This window comes from Thermostichus sp. MS-CIW-25, from assembly GCF_054060015.1.
In genome coordinates this window covers 1-17,830 of record NZ_JBSSCS010000050.1, presented here as the reverse complement: position 1 = coordinate 17,830, position 17,830 = coordinate 1, and the positions used below count along the sequence as shown (strand labels likewise).

The window sequence follows — 17,830 nt, the reverse complement described above, 5'->3', positions numbered from 1 at the left end:
AACGTGGTTGTCGTGGAAGTATCGGAAGCGTACACCAGCAAAACCTGTACCAAGTGCGGGCACATCCACACCAAGTTGGGTGGCGCAAAGGTGTTTAGATGCCCAAAGTGCAACCACAGGCTACCACGAGATTGGCAAGGCGCTCTGGGTGTTATGCTCAGGGCTTTGCGGGATACCGCCTTTCTGTTTGGACTCCGTCCGAGTAGCGCGGTCGCGTCAGCGTCGCGTAGCGACAACGGAAACGGACAGAATGCTATCGCTTCACCGCTGAGCAGTAATGCTCAGCAGTGTTCAGCGTAAATGTATCAGAAAAACCTAAACTAGGGGTGAGTGAGCTGCTGCCGAGATCCCTATGGTGCCCCTGATCATCGACTGTGACCCTGGCCAAGACGATGCGGTGGCTCTGCTGCTGGCTATGGCGTCGCCAGAAGAGCTGCAATTGCTGGGCATTACCACGGTGGCTGGCAATGTCTCCTTGGACAAAACCAGCCGCAATGCTCGACAGATCTGTGAATTGGCCGGTCAGCCGCAGATGGGGGTGTATGCTGGCTGCCCCCGACCTCTCTTGCGCCCTCTGGAAACCGCCGAGCAGGTGCATGGCAAAACCGGGATCGATGGAGCGGATCTGCCGGAGCCCCAGATGCCTTTGGGATCCCAGCATGCAGTGCCCTATCTCATCGAGACGCTGATGGCTGCCCCTGAGCCGGTTACCTTGGCTTTGCTGGGCCCGATGACCAACTTGGCAGTGGCCCTGGTGCAGCAGCCCCGGATTGTGGAGCGCATCCGGCGGCTGGTGTTTATGGGGGGATCCGCCTTTGAGGGGAATGTTACCCCGGCAGCCGAGTTCAACATCCTCACCGATCCCCACGCCGCCCAGATCGTGCTCAGCGCCGGGATCCCGGAGGTGGTGATGCTGGGCTTGCACGTCACCCAACAGGTCCTCAGCACGCCGGAGCGGATTGAGCGCATCCGCGCCCTGGGCACCCGCGTTGGGCAGACGGTGGCCAATATGCTCACCTTTTACGGTAAGGTCGACGTAGAACGCTACGGGCTACCGGGAGGGCCATTGCACGACCCTTGTGTGATTGCCTATCTGTTACAGCCGCAGTTGTTCGAGCTCAAGCCCTGCTACGTCGAGGTGGAAACGGCTAGCCCCTTGAACCTGGGCCGGACGGTGGTGGATCGCTGGGGATCCAGTGGTCGCCCTGCCAATGTCCAGGTGGCTTTTGGGGTGGATGCCCAGGGGTTTTACCACCTGCTCACCGAGCGCCTGGGCCGTTACCGATAATTCTGATAGTTCTGATCCTTGAGGCCAGATCCGAAGGTGGAGAATCCCAGCGCCGTCCAACGTGCCAAGCTGGAGTGGGTGAACCTGCCCACCGCCGTCACCCTGCTGCGGCTGGCAGGGATCCCTTTTGTTTTGCTGGGCCTGAGCCTGCGATCCCCACTGGGGGAGAGGTTGGCCCTCTGGGCGTTCCTGTTGGCGGCAGCAACCGATTGGCTGGATGGCCATTTGGCCCGCCGTTATGGCTTGGTAACCGATATGGGCAAGTTTTTGGATCCTCTGGTGGATAAGCTGCTGGTGTTGGCGCCGCTGCTGGGCCTGCTGGAACTGGGGCGGATCCCCGCTTGGGGCGTGTTTTTGCTGGTGGGGCGGGAGCTGGCCATCGCCGGCTGGCGGGTCAACCAAAGCCAAATCCGCGGTGCCAATTTCTGGGGCAAAGCCAAGACGGTAACCCAAATCCTGGCCATTGCTTTGCTGATTTTGGGGTGGCCGGGAGGGATCCCTTGTTTTTGGGTGGCGGTGGTTCTCACCCTGATCTCGGGCCTGACCTACTTGCACGCCGATCATCCCCATCATGCGCAGTCACCCGGCAGGCCATAGCCCTTGTCAGATCCCCCCGCCCCTCGCCGACAGAGGAGACCCCCCACCTGAGCAGCGCATCCTCGGCCTAGATCCAGGTCTGGGAACCATGGGTTTTGGTTGCATTCTGGCGGGATCTGCGGGGTTGAAACCTGTGGATTATGGGGTGATCAGCACCCCCAGCCAACACTCGATGCCGGAGCGGCTGCAAACGCTGCACGAGGATTTGAGCCAGTTGCTGCGCCAACTGCGCCCGCATCAGGTGGGGCTGGAAAAACTTTTTTTCTACAAAATGGGCAATACCATTGCCATCGCCCAAGCCCGTGGCGTGATCCTGCTCACCTTGGCCCAGCATCATCTGTTGCCGGTGGAGTTTACGCCCGCCCAAGTCAAGCAAAGTTTGACAGGCTACGGACGCGCCGACAAGCAGGCTGTACAAGCTGCCGTGGCCCGGGAACTCAACCTGCCCAGCTTGCCCCGCCCGGATGATGCCGCCGATGCCTTGGCGATTGCCATCACAGTCTGGCACCACCGCTTCTCTTGAGGGATCCCCTCCCTGTCCAATCCCCTGCCTTCGGCAGGAGGTGAAAGATGTTAGCGTTGAGTAGCTAAAAAAGTTCGGTGCTGCAGCATTAGCTCCACAAACTCCCGGAAGAGGTGATCGGCATCATGAGGGCCGGGGCTGGCTTCCGGGTGATACTGCACGGAAAACAGGGGCAGGTGACGGTGGCGGATCCCGGCTACGGTGTGGTCATTCAAGTTGAGGTAGCTGATCGTGACCTCATCGGCGGGGATCGAAGCGGCATCCACCGCAAATCCGTGGTTCTGGCTGGTGATCTCCACTTGCTTCTCCAACCCGCAAGGGTGGTTGAGGCCGCGGTGGCCAAACTTGAGCTTGTAGGTGGATCCCCCCAGGGCCAAACTGAGAATCTGATGGCCCAGGCAGATCCCAAATAGGGGCTTCCCGGTTTGCAGCAGCGCTTGCGTGGTGCGGATGGCAGTCGTCTCAGCGGCGGGATCCCCTGGCCCATTGGAGAGGAAGATCCCATCAGGGTTGTAACTCAAAATCTGCTCCGGGCTGGCATTGGCCGGCAACACCATCACCCGACAGCCATAGCGGGTAAGGCGGCGCAGAATGTTGCGCTTAACGCCGAAATCCAAGGCCACCACCCGCAGGGGCGGCTCCGGCACTGGGATCCCTTGGCTGCGCCCATAGTCCCAGTCGGCGGGGGTAGGTTCCAGCCACTCGTAGGGTTGAGGAGTAGTAACTTCCGCCACCAAGCTCAACCCCTGCATGGAAGGAGCCTGGCGCACCCGCTCCAACAAAACCTGGGGATCCAAAGTCTCCGTGGAAAGGGCCCCGTTCATCACCCCCTGAGAGCGCAGCCGCCGTGCCAAAGCCCGCGTATCTACCCCAGCAATGGCCGGGATCCCATGCTGTTGCAGATAGTGGGGAAGGGTGGAGGTGGCCCGCCAAGAGCTGACCAAGCGAGACACGTTGCGGGCAATCACCCCCGCTACTTGGGGCCGAGCCGATTCTTCATCCAGCTCATTCACTCCGGTATTTCCCAGCTCAGGGCAGGTGAAAGTGACCATCTGCCCCCGGTAGCTAGGGTCGGTGATCACCTCCTGGTAGCCGGTCATGCCCGTGTTGAACACCACCTCGCCCACTGCCGTGCCCGGCGCCCCAAAAGACCAACCGGCAAAGGAAGCACCATCCGCCAGCATCAGCAGGGCAGGCTGACGAGATTGCCAAGGAAAGGTTTTTTCCTGAAGGATTGGGGAAGAAGGGGCCATGCGCTACCCAAAAACATCGGCCTGACCATCCTACCCCCTTTCAAGGAGGTTGCAAGGCTGGCTAGTCTTCCGCATCTGCTCCGCCCGCACAAGCCGGGTCGTTGTCCTTGCGGATGGTGCCTATCAAGGTGCTCACCACCACGCAGCGGTTTTCCCCCTGAGAGTAGGTGCTGCTAACTACAAAGCGACCCAGTTGACGGGCGCGGCCATCGGATTCAAAAACGGCTCTTCCTCCACTGAAGTTGTTGGTTACAGTTACAAAATTATTCAGGCGAATTCGCTGACAAGGGGTGGGTTCATCGCAAAGGCCCTCCCCATCTTGGATGACCAGAGTCGGAACGATCGGATCCGAATTGTCCACCTGCACCACCCAAGCTCGGCCCAGGAGAGAGGCTCTGGCGTTAGTGCGGGCAGTGCGCAAGGCTCGCTCCACCCTGTTCTGCGCATCCTCAAGCTGGATCCGCGCCCAGATGTTGATCCCAGAAGGAACCGCCAGCACGGCCAGGATGCCGATGATGACCACCACCGCTAGGACTTCTGTCAGCGTAAAGCCCCGGGATCGAAAAGGCTGAGCTCGGCCAATTGCTTTTTTCTCCAAGGCCAACATGGTGGACATTCCCCCTAGGAGAGCTGACGGTTGATAACACCGCGGGCAAGAACCCGTGTTTGCATTGGCAGCAAGTAGCGCGACACCTCTGAGATATCGACGCTGGTGGCATTTCGGATGTAGCGACGGAAAAGGCCAGGGTTGGCACGCTCCATGGCCGTGGCAGTGATGTTGATGATCACATCCTGCGGTCGGTCAGCACCGGGGCTTTGCCGCACGCAAACGTAGAAGCCCACGTCGTTTTGGTTATTTCCCAACCCCGAGAAGGTGACGCCGTTGGGTCTGCCGCCGCCAAAGGCATAGCCCTGCGGGCAGAGGGGCGCAACCTGCGGACTTCCCTCCCGGCTGCTGAAGATGTTGGAGACCAAAGTTGTCAGGCGGGGGCCATCTGCCCTGCCGGCAATGGGGATTTGGCGCGCTCGAGCTTGCTCGGAAGGCCAAGCAAGGAAACCATCTCGGAACGGATCGGGATCCTCAACAAAGAACGGGCTGCGACCGGCGCAGTTGTTTTGACCCTGAATGTTGAAGGGTCGCAATTCAAAACGGTCGATCCGCGCGTTGCCCTCCCAGGGAGTTGTTGAACCATCCTCCAAGTTGCCAGCGTTGTTGTAGTTGCGGCGCAGGTAGTACACAACCAAGGTGTAGATGCCGCGGCGGCTGACAAGGGTTTCCCAATCCGCATTTTTACCGTTTGTGCGCGGAAACTCAGGAGGTGGTTCGGCGGGCAAGGTGGCACGGCCTTCTCGGATCTGTTGTAAGGTGGGGTTGCCCGCGTAGCATCCTTGCGGGATCGGCTCCAGCTTCCAAAAAGCAACAACCGGAATAGCGCCCGCGGGTCGCCGGATCCAGCCCGGCTCGTAAAGCCGCTGGATAACATCCGGGATCCCATCTCCGGGGGGCTGTTGAGGGTCACTGGGCCGTTCGGTGTCGTTATAGATGTAGAGAGCCTCCGCCAGATCTTGCTGGATATATTCCATGGCCTGCGTCAGCTCCGCCTGCACCTGGGTGCGGCCCGTCTCTTCCCGATCCAGCCGCATCGTCTCAACGACGATCATCCCCGTGGCCAAGAGAAAGATGGAGGCAATCAGCAGCGAGACCAACAGCTCAATGAGGGTAAACCCTCTGCTCTTACTGGGTCTGCGGCGAAAAATCTTGAAAAACATAGGGAAACACCCCCATCTTCTCAACAGGTTTTGCGGGAAGGAACTTAGGCTCTACCTCACGGTGCAACAGGATTAACAGGCAGGGGGAAAGCCCGGCACCTCTCGATGGGATTCTCGCCTCTGGCAATGGCTATCTGCCGGCAAACATCTCCCAAGTTGGCGGCGGGGTTAATTTCTACAAATGAGGTGGCCATGGGAAATAGCCAAACATCGGCATTGGCCAAGTTCTGGCTGGCCGAAGCCAACTCCGTTCCCAATCCAGGCAGCGCTTGGCGAGTGGTCGGGTCGAAAGAAAAGCGATGGTAAACCCTCACCCCCATGCGAAAGCTGCAGGGAACCCCCTGAATGACCCTGTTTTCGCGCCGGTCGATGCAAGGTGCCCCCGCGTCGCGAAAGGTTTGGATGACGTATTCTTCGGAGTTACGCCCCGGCACTTGAACTTGGGCCAAGCGAATGGAATAGTTGGCCCCATCTGTGTTCATATTGGTGGGAGGTGGGGTACTCGCCAGCGGGTTGGCTCCCACCCTGGGCAGACGGGCCAGTTGAGCCGGATTCTGAAAAGCGCGCGGGTTGGCGGACAGCTCGATATCCACCAGCGTGCGGATGCGATCCACCTCCTCCTGGGCCAGGCGGTTGGCCAACTCTACCCTCTCGCTCATAGCCCGCCGGTAGGCAATCACGGCGAGAGTAGGGGCCAGGGCGGTCATGGCCAAGGCCACGATGATCACCGAAGCCAGCACCTCGATGAGGGTGAAGCCCTCTGCTTGTTGTTGCCGCCAAAGCCGCCACTTGTTCATAGATCCTTCCCCTAGCCGATTCTGCCCCTACCTTAGAATCTACCCCTGACCGGACGAGTCAATATCAGTTGAATTCATTGCAGTTTCCAATGCGAGCAGCCGCTTGTAGAGGCACGCCTGACTGCTGTTGCAACGCACAGCGCAGCCGCCGCACATACGGGTCTTGTGGATCCAACTCCCGCAAGAACTCCGTGCGCGTGTTGGAGGGGAATTGGAAACGGGCCGACACAGGACTAGGTCGGCGGGCAATTTGCAGGCCCACGTCGTAGCCAAAGCGGCGGTTGGGTGGGGAGTAGTAGTCGTAGCCCCGCACAAAGGTTGGATCGGCTACCAGATCGGGTGGCTCAAAGCTGTGCTGCAGGAAGGGGCCGGTAGCATAGGTGCTGTAGTTGAGCTGGATCATCGAGCCGCTGAAAAAGAGGTTGACATCTCTCCACAGCTCGTTGAGGCGCAGGAAGTTGTGCATGCCCCCGCCCGTCTGATCCAGCCGAGACGGGATCACACCGCTGATGGCAATGGCATTTACCCGCGTTTCCCTGGCCGGCTGGAGCTGCCGGTTTTGGGTGCCGTTGTCGTTGCGGCGGCGCTGGTTCACATCGGTTGAAGCCAGCTCTTGGAAGCGGGGAATGGGAATGGGCCGACGGGTCACCTCGTCCAGGATCACCCCCAGCACGGGGTTGCTGCCGGCAAAGCCAGTGGGAGCCTTGTTCAGGTCCAGGGTGAACGGCTCCACATCCACCCAGACCAGGCCATCGCCATCGCCGCCGTTACGGTCGATCTGAACCTGGATGGTGTTGCCGTTGGGCTTGACGTAGAAGCAAAGGCCATTGCGAATATCTTCACTGCCCTTGTGGTTAATGTAGTATCCGTCCGCATACTTGGACGCGGGAGTGTAGGCTTGGGTCGCGGCGCTTTTGTTGACGCGGGCGTAAGGGTTGAGCGCCATCTGGGGTTGGATCTCTAGCTCTGGCCGATCCGGCAAGTCTAACCCAAACAGTGGATCCCGCTCCAAAACATTTGAAGGCTCCTCCGGATCCCAAATGCCATTCTTGTTGAGATCCTCGAAGGTAGGATCGGCACCTTTAGGAGAGGTACGCAGAGTGCTGGGTCGGCTGTCACCGGTGTAGGCGGTGTACTTGAAGCGGTCGTTAAAGTTGGGGCGAAACACCCCCGGTACCCAGAAGCCACCGTCGGTGGGAGTGACCTTTTCTTCTGAGTCACAGCGAACAGTTCCATTGGGATTGAGCAATCGCCGCCGCAGTTGCCGCGCCCAGTCGTCGGTGCCTAGGCTAAGAGTTCCGGAAATCGGAGAAGCACCACTCTCGGCAGGGCGAATGCCGGGTTCTTTGCTGGGGTTGGCGATCTGGCTGGAGAGCAAATTGCCTCTCAGTCCGGCGCGGGCAGCATAGGCGGGCTCACCAAACATCCAATTGAAGGCCGCCTGCAGAGCCTCGGCAGGGTTGGGCCACTTGGGCGGCTTGGGCACTCCCGCCTTCACCTCCAGCACCGGCGAGAGCTGCGGCTCCAGAGCAATGGTCACGCCTTCAGTAGAAGCCTTGGCCACCGTGTTCACGCCGATCGTCTCCGGCTCTGGATCGGCTTGGATTTCGTGGACAGGGCGCAGCTCCACCGTGTTGGGCTTGGCTGCCATCCACTCGCCCAAGGGGCTCTTGGAAGGAGCTTCTGGGGCAAAGGTGCTCGACCCGCAAGGCCGCCCTTGACAGGTTAAAGATTGTGTCTGCGTTGTAGTGGGCGAGCAGGTGGGGCTGCTGGTGCTGGCGATGAGGGTGCCCGTCCGGGTTTGGGTAAAGGTTTTGGTTGTGCCGCAGGCGATCTGGTTGATGACCTCATCGCAACTGGCCGGTGACCAAGGGCCCCAGTTGTAGTTGCAAATCTTCGGGCAAGTAACCGTTTGGGTTTCTATAGTAGTGGTGGTTCCGCAGCTCGACGTGCAGGTCTTGGTGCGGGTTTGGGTCACTTGCAGGCCGCCGTTGGCCACCGTACACTGAGGAGTCCAGCCTGTGTAGGTGCAGGTAGCCCCCGGAGGCTGGCAGGTGATGGTTTGGGATTCGGTTTCGGTGAAGGGGCTCTGGCTGGTACAGAGCGGCGTTACCGTGCGGCTGCGGGTTTGGGTAATGGTGGTTTTGTTGCACTGCTGGGTTGGGGTACAGTCGGGCGACCAATTCGACCAGGGCCCATAGTTAAATTGAGGATTGCAGGTGAACTGGCGAGTCATCGGCGTCGGCGGAGTGCCAGGGCAACCGGCAGGCAAGGTGGCCGTTTTGGTTTGGGTAATGGTGGTGGCCACACAGATGTCGGTTTTACATGCAGGAGTCCAGTCTGTCCAGATGGGATCGCAGTTGAGGGGGGTTGCGCAGTACTTCTGGTTGGGTGCTAAAGGCTTCAGCGGATCCGGCTGGCAAGGTTGGTTTACCCCCTTCAACGGCTTCAGGTACTGCAGGTCGTAGTCTTCCAACTCGCTGCCATCGCGGGTGGCAAAGCGCAGGGAGGCACCGCCGGTATTTTCGTAAGTTTGGATCTCCACCAAGTAGGGCGAGGGCTGGGATGGATCCGCGCACTCCAGCTCTAATCGCAGGGTGACCAGGTTACCGCCGCTATCCTGCCAGGCTTCGGCACCCGCAGCATTGGGCCCTAGGCTGAGCGGAGTTCCGTTCCAGGCTCCATTGTTGACAAAAGTGGCACTGGAGCCGTCCCGCCGTCGAATGATCAGCCGCACGCCGTCGTCGCCGTTGAGAATGCGGTAGCTCTGCAGGCCCGACCAACGGGGATACAGCTCCCCTACCCAGCGCACCACGAAAAAGTCGTTGCCGTTGTTGTTGCCATTTGGCCCGCCCCCACTTCTACGCCGCCAGCAGGAGCGCTGGAAGTTGAAGTGACTTGGAAAGTTGAGGTCATCCGCGTCGATGGGCAGGTTCGGCAGGCTGTTGTTGCCATCGGGCTCCCCACAACTGGGCATCCAGAACCAATCGCCGCGATCCCGCCGATCGGGGCTGCCAGGCGGTAGTGACAAACGGCAGAGGGGCTGCAGGATGTCAGACAAAGAAGAGCCGTTGCAGCTGGGGGGATTGTTGTACAGCCGCCGTTTGAAAGGCGAGCGAGAGTCCAGCGATGTGCTAGTGCCAAAAAAGTACTGGAAGCCTCCCCAAGAGGGGAAACCGCTACCGCTGCGGGCAAAGGGGGCTAGGTTGCTCGGATTATTGATGGCATCTCGCACACAGGCCCAGCGTTGATCGTTGGTGCCACTTGGATTACAGGTAGGCGCACTGGTGGTATAGCCATTGTTGTACTGACCAATGGCGTCAGGTACTCCTTGCGCCGGGAACACCGGATCCGGCCAGCGCACCGCCCGCAGGTAGGGCAGGTTGGCATCTTGAGCGTCTGAAGGCAGGGGGCCTACTACCTGGTCAATACGGTTGGTGGCAAACCCTGTGTTGCGGTTGTACCGGTTCTGCGGGTTGCTCAGCCAGCCGTTGTAGTACTCGGCCAATAGGCCACCGCCTCCTTCAGGCTCGGGGCAAGGCCCAAGTGGAGCCACCAGCAGCCAGCGGGAGGTATCCAGCACCGGGTTGCCCAAAGCGGAGATGCGCACCCCAAAGTTGGCATAGCCCGTATCGGGTGCCCGCAAGAGCCGCACTTCGGGCACGCCCAGCCCTGCGGTTCGGTCAGCTTGACCGGAGCTGGCATCGGTACTGTTGCGGCGGGCAAAGATGGTGTCGCGGGCAAACACATCCGGCCAACCCGGTTGGTTGGTATTGTCACCCAGGTTCTGGGCCCCGTTGGTGTTGTCAAAGCGCAGAACCCCAGCACCATCTCTGTTGGGATCCGGAGCCGGCCAGTTGTTGCCTCGGATCACCAGCGCTTGGTTGAGGAAAGAAGTGTTGGCTCCTAGGTTTGGCCCGCTGCAGCCGTAGTGTTCGTTGCGGCGAGGAGCCGAGGCTCGTTGTGGGCTGCCCTGGTAGTTCCGGTCAGCCACAAAGCTGCTGCCGCCGCCGTTGAGCGTAGCATCCTGCACAAAGCCGTCGTCGATGCTGCCGTCGCAGAAATCGGCAGAGAGGATGTTCACCGAGTCGCCCAACACGTCGCTAGGCCGCCAGAGATCCTGCGCCGCCCGGGCAAAGCGCCGGTCTTCATTGGATCGCAGCCGCCCGTAGAAGTTGCTGTAGAGGCCGTCTGCTCCGAAATTGAGGAGAGTTGTGAACTCCTCCAGCCGCTGCCCGTTCCTCGTCCGGTGCAGGTTAAAGTCCCCCTGGATATAGACGGGGTTATCGGAAACGAAGGAGAGGCCAAAAATCGCGTCATCAGGGTTGAACCCGCCGCGGGCCAGCACCGCCCCGTTGCGCAGCCGGAAGCCGTAGGGCCGCCGATCCGGATCCGCGTAGTAGTCCACCGGCTTAGGGCTAAGTCCGGCATCGGAAACAGGGGGATCCCAGACCGTTTGGCCATTGGCCGTGCCTCGATTCGGCTGACCGGCGTTCATAACGCCAGCGCTGCCCAAAGTGCCGCGGGCGTTTGCGTTGCGCCATCTGGTTAGGTAGCCATTAAAAGTGTCCAAGGGTGGGCGGGCAATGGCATCTTCCCGCACGGCATCTTCCCGGAAGGCGTAGAAAATCCCCCCTTCTCGGTTCTCGCCAATGCCGGCAGGCAGCCAGGTATCCCCGTTGATCAGCCCCCTGTTCTGACCTTGGACATTGTTGGTCAGTAGCGCCAGGTCAATGTTCAGCGCCCGCACCGCCATCGCCTCGCGGCCATCGTAGAAGACAGAATCCTTGAAGGGCACGCGATGGCACTGGTTGCCAATCCGAATTAGCTCAAATTGGTTGCTGTTGGGGCCGGCAGCGGTGCAATTGGCCGGTGCATGGGGCAAAGCCCAGTTGCCAATTCCGGAGCGGGGCTGCAGAGCAACCGCGTTTAAGTCGGTTACAGCCTCATAGGTAACCGTCGGAAGGAAAGAGTAAGCGCTGCGCCGCTCGCTCTCCAGAGAATCCGACTCGGTGACACGGGTTGTCGGGAAGATGTAGCGCAGTGGCAGGTAGAACCGGTTGGCTGCCTCTCGGTTCCCGGCACGGCTGGCTTGAATGTCGTTCCAGAGGCTGCCGAGAACTGGGGACGAGCTCCCAGATCCAGAGCTGGTGCCACCAGAACCACCGCCCCCGATGCTGCTACTGCCGCCACCTTGCTGACGGGCAGCCTCCTCGATGCGCAGAATGTTGTCGGCCAGCATGCCCAACATGCAGCCTGCCGTTTGCAGCGTGGTCTGGTCGGCTAGGCTCAGTTGGCTAACGGGGGTACCTCGGTTAACGGTATCGATCACCCGCCGCAGCTCTGAGAAGTTGCCAAAGGCAGTGATAAACGGATCCGGGTGAATGCGGCCCGCTTCTTGCCTGGGTGGATAGGCCCCGTCAGGATCGCCGGCAAAATTGGCCAGGTTGGTGAGCGCTGTCCACAAAGGAGTGCCAGGCCGCAGTTGCCCCCGCATCGGCTCGGGGTCATACTCCCAAACGTTGGTGCCCTCTCCAGTAAAGAAGTTGATGCCCAGTTGGGTGCGCTGGTCGCCGGTAGGGAACGTGGAAGCCCGCTGCAAGCTCCAAGGAGTGCCGGGGTGGGCCACCGTGGCCAGGCAAGCAATGGGGAAGCGCCCATCTCGGTGGCTGTAGTGGTAAACGGCAGTGGCCTGCACCGCCGCTGGGTTATCTCTCAGGGTCAGCCGTTGCCGCGCCTCGTTGCTGATGAAAATGGCCTGCAACTTGGTGGGATCGTTGGGATCCCCAGACGGCACCAGAGGCAAAGGCAAAGAATCGGTGCGGGTCAGCTCCAGCCGCTGCCCGACAATTACCCGCAAGCCCTCCACGCGGGCCCGCCGCTCCCAGTAGCCATCCAAGCCCACCTCGGAAAGGGCGCCTGGGGGTGGGTTGTCCTCGGTCAAAGACTCATTCTGGTTGTTCCTGGCATCAGCAGGAATCGGGCTACCGGCACCGACACCAAACCTCTGAGCAAAGGTGTCCACATCGCAGCCCCTCTGCGGGTCAGGAGTTACAGGCGGACGGTCATAGCTGGCCTTGGGGCCAAAGCGGTTGTCGGCCCGATAGACATCGTCTACATAGGGAGGGCAGACCTGGTCGGCACCAGCCTGAAAACCGCCCGCCTTAATCCGTCCGGGGTTGGGATCGCGCTTAGCGTTGAGGGGAGAAGCCGCCCATCCCGATGCATCTTGGGCATAGGATCCCCGGGTGCGAATGCGACCGAAAAGGTGGAGCTCCAACGGATCCAAAGCCACATTTTCTGGCTCTACCTGGTTTTGCACCGAGTCAAAATTTAAGTTGTTCAACCGAGCCAGCACCTCTGGCGCTGCGTCTTGCCGGCCAGAGTGAACATCGAAAATCAGGGTATCGCTCACCTGCTGGCCGGCATAGCCAATAGCCCCAGCCACCAGCTCTCCAAAGGCAGTGATTTCGGAGTTGTCGGGGGGCATGTAGAAGCAGGATTGCTCCGAGCTGATGGTGAAAGCCCGGAACAAGTTGTTGGGGGCATAGCGGAAGAAAAGGCTGCCGCCGGCGTAGATGGCGCCGTTCCAGTTGTAGCCGGGGGTGAAGAAAAACTCTAGGTCGCCGCGGCTGAAGGCCCCCCACTTGTTCAGCAGATCCCGCTTCCGATCCTGCTGGAATTGCAAAGCCGAAACGGCGCGGGTGGTGGAGTCGGCCCCCTCAAGCGGCAAGGTAACGGCAAAGACCTGAAAGGGCTTGTACAGCGCCGTGCCCACCTGGAACCAGTCCCCCACGTTGGGGTTAATCGTCTGCTGAGCGGGGTTATCGGTACAAGGGCCCAGAGCGGAGCCCTGTAGGGGGCCACTGCGGATCATCAGGCGCCGCGCCCGCTCCGTATCCGTTAGCTGGCTATCCTCAAAGCCGGCGCCAGCAGCCCGACGGGTGTTAAGGATGGTATAGGCGGTTACGGAGTCGTTGACGCCGTTGTTGTCGGTGTCCGCCAAAAACCACCAGGCTGGCGCCCGCACTTGCTGAATGTTGCTTCCGATCACAAACTGAGTTTCATCGGGGAGGATGTAGGGATTATTCTCATCCCTAGGGATTAGTTCTTCCTCCCCGTCATTAATCAAGGCTGCGACAAGCTGCGCATCGGTGGGGGTACCGGCGGGAAGGCGAGGATCCCGTACCAGATATTCGATCTTGGCCCGTGCCCGGTCGATGGCGGCGTTCAGTTGCCGGCTAACCGTCTGCCCCGCCCGTTCCACCTGGGTTTGGATGTTGCGCTGGGTGGAGCGGGTCAGCAGGCCTACCGTCACCAAGCTCAAGACCAGCACGATCAAGATAGCGACCGGCAGGACGAAACCGCGCTCTCGCATCTGGCGCCGCTTCACCTCTACCTTCAAGGAGCTGAGCAGGCGCAAGACAAGTTTGAGCAGCAGCGGGGAAGGAGCAGACATGGCCGTATCTCAGATAACGCAGGTGAGAAGGGGCACTTGGGCAGATGCCAAGATAGCAACAGTATGCAAGGGATCCGGAGTTTCGGACATCCCCACCGCTGGGGGGAGCTGCCAGCCCCCTCTCTGCAAGATTCTTAAGAATCCTCAATATCCTTTCACAAAATCCCCAGTTGTTGCGCCTTGAGGAGGGCGGTGACACGGTCGCTAGCATCCAGCTTGCGGTAGACGGTGCTGGCATATTCTTTGACGGTTTCGATGCTTAGGCCCAGACGGCGGGCAATCTGTTTGTTGGCCAAGCCCTCGCTCATCAGTTGCAGCACACACAGCTCGCGGGGGGTGAGCTTGGGCAGCTCCTGTCGGGCAGGCAGCCAGTCTCGTTCGGGGTTGGACAAAATCTGACGGATGACGCGGGCCAATTCCGCCGGGTCGGTCTCTTTGGAAAGGTAGCCTTTGGCCCCGGCGCGGCGGGCTGCCTCAATCAGACCCGGCTCCTGAAAGGTGGTCATCATCACCACCACCACCGGCAGGCCCAGCTCGGTGATTTGCTGGCAGGCGGCGATCCCATCCCCATCCGGCATGCGCACATCCAAAATGGCTACATCGACGGCACAACTGCGACAATGGTGGACGGCCTGGGATCCCGTCTCCGCCTCCGCCACCACCTCAAATCCTTGCGCCTGCAGGGCAAACTTTAGCCCCAACCGAAAGAGGGGATGATCGTCGGCAATGAGAATGCGGACAGGAGAACTCATGGCAGGGGATCCCAGCCGAGGGGGTGCTGGTTTTAATCTGCCCAAGGGGGGATCCCAAATAAAGCGCCCTCACCCCCAGCCCCTCTCCCTTGGGGAGAGGGGGGTTATGGCTTCACCAAGACCATGCCGCGGGCCTGGGGGTCAAAGGTGGGATCCAGCCGGGTTTGGGCATTGTACAGGGCGCCGGTCAGATCCGCCCCCTCCAGAAAAGCGCCTCGCAGGTCGGCCCCCCGCAGATCGGCATTGTGTAACTTGGCCCCTGTGAGGTCGGCGCCGGTGAGGATGGCTCGACGCAAGTCGGCCCCGCTTAAGTTGGCCACCTGCAGATTGGCACCCGTCAGATCTGTCTGCTGCAGGTTGGCCTGCGCCAGATCGGCTTCCCACAAGAAAGCCCCTGCCTGAGCTGAGCCACTCAGATTGGCCCCTCTCAAATCGGCCAGATTGAGGATTGCTTGGGAGAGGTCGGCAGCTTGGAGATTGGCCTGTCTGAGGATCGCTTCTTTTAGGTTGGCCCCACTGAGGTCAGCTCCCGGCAGTTCTGCCCCCGTTAGGTTGCAGGCGGGGCAATCTTTGCTGGGAAAAACAATTTGGGAGCGGCCCAGTTGGGCATCCAACTCCAGTTGGGCAAAGGCCGCAGCCGTCGGGATCCCCAGCGCCAACAGCGCTCCCGACCAGAGGCGACTTCCCCTCATCAAGGGCTTTACAGGTTGGAGCCGTGCCCATCCCATGGTTTTCACCGGGATCCCCTCCTACTGCTGATGGTAGCCGCTCTGGCCCATTTCCCCAGGGATCCCCCATATCTTGAGGAGCGCCACTAGCTCTGTTGCGGCTGGCAGTGGGGGCAAAAGTGGGCCGACCGACCTGCCAGCTTCATCCGCTGAATTGGGGTGCCACAGAGGCGACAGGGATCCCCTTCCCGACCGTACACCCACGCTTGCCCTTGATAGTTGCCGTTGAGCCCACGCAGATCCCGGTAATCCCGCAAGGTGGTGCCCCGCTGCTCCAGCCCGGCCCGTAACACCTCGATCAAAGCTTCTCGCAGGCGTGCCTTGGCCACATCCGAAAGCTGAACTGCTGGCGTCAAAGGGTGAATGCCGCTCAGAAACAGGGCTTCGTCGGCGTAAATGTTGCCCACCCCGGCTACCAGCGATTGATCCAGCAGCGCGGTTTTAATAAGACGGCGGCTCTTCTGCAGGGCAGCCTGGAAATAGGCCTCAGAAAAAGCTGGCGAAAAGGGCTCCGGCCCCAAAGTCTGCAGGGTGGGGATCACCGCCTCCAGCTCAACACCGGCAGGCACCAGCCACATCTGGCCAAAGGTGCGCTGATCCACAAAGCGCAAGTCCCACCCTTCCTCGAAGGCCAAACGAACACGAGTGTGAGCTGATAAAGGGGTGGATCCCTGCACCCAGAGCAACTGCCCGGTCATGCGCAGATGCACGCCCAGAACAGCTCTCGAATCCAGGGATCCCAGGAGATACTTTCCTCGCCGCTGCCACTGGGTAAAACGGGTGCCAATCAAGCTCCGCCCAAACATCTCCCCTGCAGGGTAGGCAATGGTGCGGGCCAGGAGCACCTCCACCCCAAGTATCCGCGGCCCCAAGGTGAGGCGTTGCAAATCTTGCCGAACTGTTTCAACTTCCGGCAGTTCAGGCACAGAACGACTTGCTCAAGAACACAGTCCCCGGCATCAGAACTTTGGCTTAGCTGGCCGCAGCTTTGGCCTTGGCTTTGGGAGCTTCCAACACTTCCAGTTCATCTTCGCGGAAGTTGTTGGTGTTGATGTTGTAGTAGTTGATCTTGTCAAAGCGGACGATCACCGGGTAGAGAATGCCGCTGGTATCCACCGCCGCAACCGTTCCCACATCCCGGTACCAGTAGGATTCTTTCCGCAGCACACGGACTTTGGCACCACGCTGAATTGCCATGAGGGTTATCTCCATTGACCTGAACTCAGATTACCCTAGTCCGTGAGAAGGCTGCGATTTCCGAATTTTTGTAACAGGGATCCGCTTTTGTCTGGCTGGGTTTTCGGGGCCAACAGCAGATGAACCGTCGCACCTGTGGAGCCTGGCTGTTGGGTTCTGCTTTGACCTGGGGCTTGCAGGGGAAATCTGCAGGGCTGCCCCATCCGCGCGATTTTGCCGCCGTCCTCAACCTGAACACCGGTCGTTTAACAAGGGTTTGGCAGCCGGAGCAGGCTTCCAGAATCAGGGCCAGCCCTGGCTCAACCGTCAAATGCGCCGTTGCCGCCGCTGCTCTGCAGACTGGGATCAGCTCTGGGGAGCGCTTGATCCACTGTCCGGGTTGGTGGGATCCGCCGCCGCAACTGGGGTTGGGCCGCCTACCCTGCTGGGATCCCCGTGGCCATGGGGCTTTGAACTTGCGCCAGGCCCTGGCCCACTCTTGCAACGTGCATTTTTACCAGTTGGGCTGGGAGCTGGGGGCCGATACCCTGGTGGAGTGGCTGCGGCGCTTCGGCCTAGGGAGTGTGCAGAATACGGCTCCGGCTCCGCTCTTGGCGACCGGTCTGGCTGGGCCGGTAGATCCCTGGGAGCTGTTGGTTTATGGGGGCGTGATTGCCCGCCGCGGTGTTCCCCTTTCTGGCGAGGTCTCTCTGCCCGCTTTCTCTTTACCGGAGTGGATTTGGGAGGCTCTCCATGCCGGCATGAGCTTGGCGACAACAGCAGGCACCTGTCGCGGCATTGCCCCGGAAGGGATCCCAGTGGCAGCCAAGTCTGGCACCATCCTCAATCCTCAACGACGAGGACGACCAATTCTCTGGGCAGAAGATTTTCAAGCCTGGTTGCTGGCCTTTTGGCCCCTGCCGGATCCCAACTGGACGCTGGTGCTGCACCTGCATCAGGGCAAAGCCTATGAGGCGGCCATTCCCCTGGCGCGGCAGATCATCGCCGCCATCGGCAGCGGGTGACCACCTTGCTTGCGATCATGAAGAAATGCAAACTATACTGAAGGTCAAGTGCCGTTCTCGTTTTCGTTCTTTACGGATCCCACTCCCTGTCGTTCCCATTTACCCTGGAGGTTCTCATGTCTAATCCCAATTTGTCTGAGCCCAAGTTTGGCTTTAACGAGTATGCCGAGCGCCTCAACGGTCGGGCTGCCATGATTGGCTTTGTGTTGGCCATTGTCATTGAAGCGGTGACGGGCCAAGGCGTTGCTTCCTGGCTGGGCCTGATCTAAGAGACCTCAACTTACCGCCTTTTGGCTTTTCCTTGGGTCTGCTGGCTTGCAGGCCCTTTATTGTATTGAGCAGGAAGCGTAAACTACCCGACACCCGCGCTATGCGCAGGGTGCGGGCTTTATCCCAATCCCTAGCGGCCCCAGAGGACAGCTAAGTTTCGGAATTTCAGGCGAGTTTACAGTCGCCCCAAGG

The 17,830-nt window shown here is 60.2% G+C and carries 15 protein-coding genes; 6 read left to right on the top strand and 9 right to left on the bottom strand.

Going from position 1 to position 17,830, the window contains the following annotated elements; translation table 11 throughout:
- From ACVWZ1_RS13025 to ruvC, 4 genes are all read left to right on the top strand, one after another.
- The coding region (locus ACVWZ1_RS13025; protein WP_143597355.1) for a zinc ribbon domain-containing protein at positions 1-300 on the top strand (300 nt) is incomplete at its 5' end.
- A gap of 52 nt (positions 301-352) precedes the next feature.
- Positions 353-1,288, top strand: coding sequence for a nucleoside hydrolase (locus ACVWZ1_RS13020; protein ID WP_457503630.1), 936 nt, complete (start codon positions 353-355; stop codon positions 1,286-1,288).
- Positions 1,289-1,366: 78 nt separating this feature from the next.
- Positions 1,367-1,885, top strand: a complete 519-nt coding sequence (pgsA, locus tag ACVWZ1_RS13015; protein WP_457503632.1) for a CDP-diacylglycerol--glycerol-3-phosphate 3-phosphatidyltransferase — start codon at positions 1,367-1,369, stop codon at positions 1,883-1,885.
- Complete coding sequence (ruvC, locus tag ACVWZ1_RS13010; protein WP_457503628.1) at positions 1,860-2,408, top strand: crossover junction endodeoxyribonuclease RuvC; 549 nt, start codon at positions 1,860-1,862, stop codon at positions 2,406-2,408. Before pgsA ends, ruvC begins: the two co-directional genes overlap by 26 nt.
- Positions 2,409-2,458: 50 nt before the next feature.
- Here ruvC and carA read toward each other — a convergent pair whose 3' ends face one another.
- The 9 genes from carA to ACVWZ1_RS12965 form a co-directional block, all read right to left on the bottom strand.
- Positions 2,459-3,661, bottom strand: a complete 1,203-nt coding sequence (gene carA / locus ACVWZ1_RS13005) for a glutamine-hydrolyzing carbamoyl-phosphate synthase small subunit (RefSeq protein WP_457503626.1) — start codon at positions 3,659-3,661, stop codon at positions 2,459-2,461.
- Between the two features lie 61 nt (positions 3,662-3,722).
- Entirely contained in the window at positions 3,723-4,268 is a 546-nt protein-coding gene (locus tag ACVWZ1_RS13000; protein ID WP_457503624.1) for a pilus assembly FimT family protein, read from the bottom strand.
- Positions 4,269-4,282: 14 nt separating this feature from the next.
- Positions 4,283-5,431: a PulJ/GspJ family protein gene (locus ACVWZ1_RS12995; RefSeq protein WP_457503622.1), complete on the bottom strand. Its 1,149-nt coding sequence runs from the start codon at positions 5,429-5,431 to the stop codon at positions 4,283-4,285.
- A gap of 56 nt (positions 5,432-5,487) precedes the next feature.
- A complete protein-coding gene (locus tag ACVWZ1_RS12990) occupies positions 5,488-6,228 on the bottom strand; it encodes a prepilin-type N-terminal cleavage/methylation domain-containing protein (protein ID WP_457503620.1) in 741 nt (246 codons plus the stop codon).
- A 64-nt stretch (positions 6,229-6,292) separates the two neighbouring features.
- Complete coding sequence (gene hpsA, locus ACVWZ1_RS12985; protein WP_457503619.1) at positions 6,293-13,687, bottom strand: hormogonium polysaccharide biosynthesis protein HpsA; 7,395 nt, start codon at positions 13,685-13,687, stop codon at positions 6,293-6,295.
- A gap of 155 nt (positions 13,688-13,842) precedes the next feature.
- Positions 13,843-14,439, bottom strand: coding sequence for a response regulator (locus ACVWZ1_RS12980; RefSeq protein ID WP_457503617.1), 597 nt, complete (start codon positions 14,437-14,439; stop codon positions 13,843-13,845).
- A 104-nt stretch (positions 14,440-14,543) separates the two neighbouring features.
- Positions 14,544-15,167: a pentapeptide repeat-containing protein gene (locus ACVWZ1_RS12975; RefSeq protein ID WP_414329198.1), complete on the bottom strand. Its 624-nt coding sequence runs from the start codon at positions 15,165-15,167 to the stop codon at positions 14,544-14,546.
- A gap of 86 nt (positions 15,168-15,253) precedes the next feature.
- Entirely contained in the window at positions 15,254-16,093 is an 840-nt protein-coding gene (locus ACVWZ1_RS12970; protein ID WP_457503616.1) for a DNA-formamidopyrimidine glycosylase, read from the bottom strand.
- A 46-nt stretch (positions 16,094-16,139) separates the two neighbouring features.
- Positions 16,140-16,364 (bottom strand): photosystem I reaction center subunit IV, encoded by a 225-nt coding sequence (locus tag ACVWZ1_RS12965; RefSeq protein WP_011432873.1) that lies wholly within the window; start codon positions 16,362-16,364, stop codon positions 16,140-16,142.
- A 119-nt stretch (positions 16,365-16,483) separates the two neighbouring features.
- On the opposite strand from ACVWZ1_RS12965, the gene ACVWZ1_RS12960 reads away from it, so the two are divergent.
- Together ACVWZ1_RS12960 and ACVWZ1_RS12955 are read left to right on the top strand one after the other, a co-directional pair.
- On the top strand, positions 16,484-17,368 hold the full coding sequence (locus tag ACVWZ1_RS12960; RefSeq protein WP_457503614.1) for a penicillin-binding transpeptidase domain-containing protein: 885 nt from the start codon (positions 16,484-16,486) through the stop codon (positions 17,366-17,368).
- 116 nt (positions 17,369-17,484) lie between these two features.
- Positions 17,485-17,637, top strand: a complete 153-nt coding sequence (locus ACVWZ1_RS12955) for a chlorophyll a/b-binding protein (protein WP_011429120.1) — start codon at positions 17,485-17,487, stop codon at positions 17,635-17,637.
- Positions 17,638-17,830 lie beyond the last annotated feature (193 nt).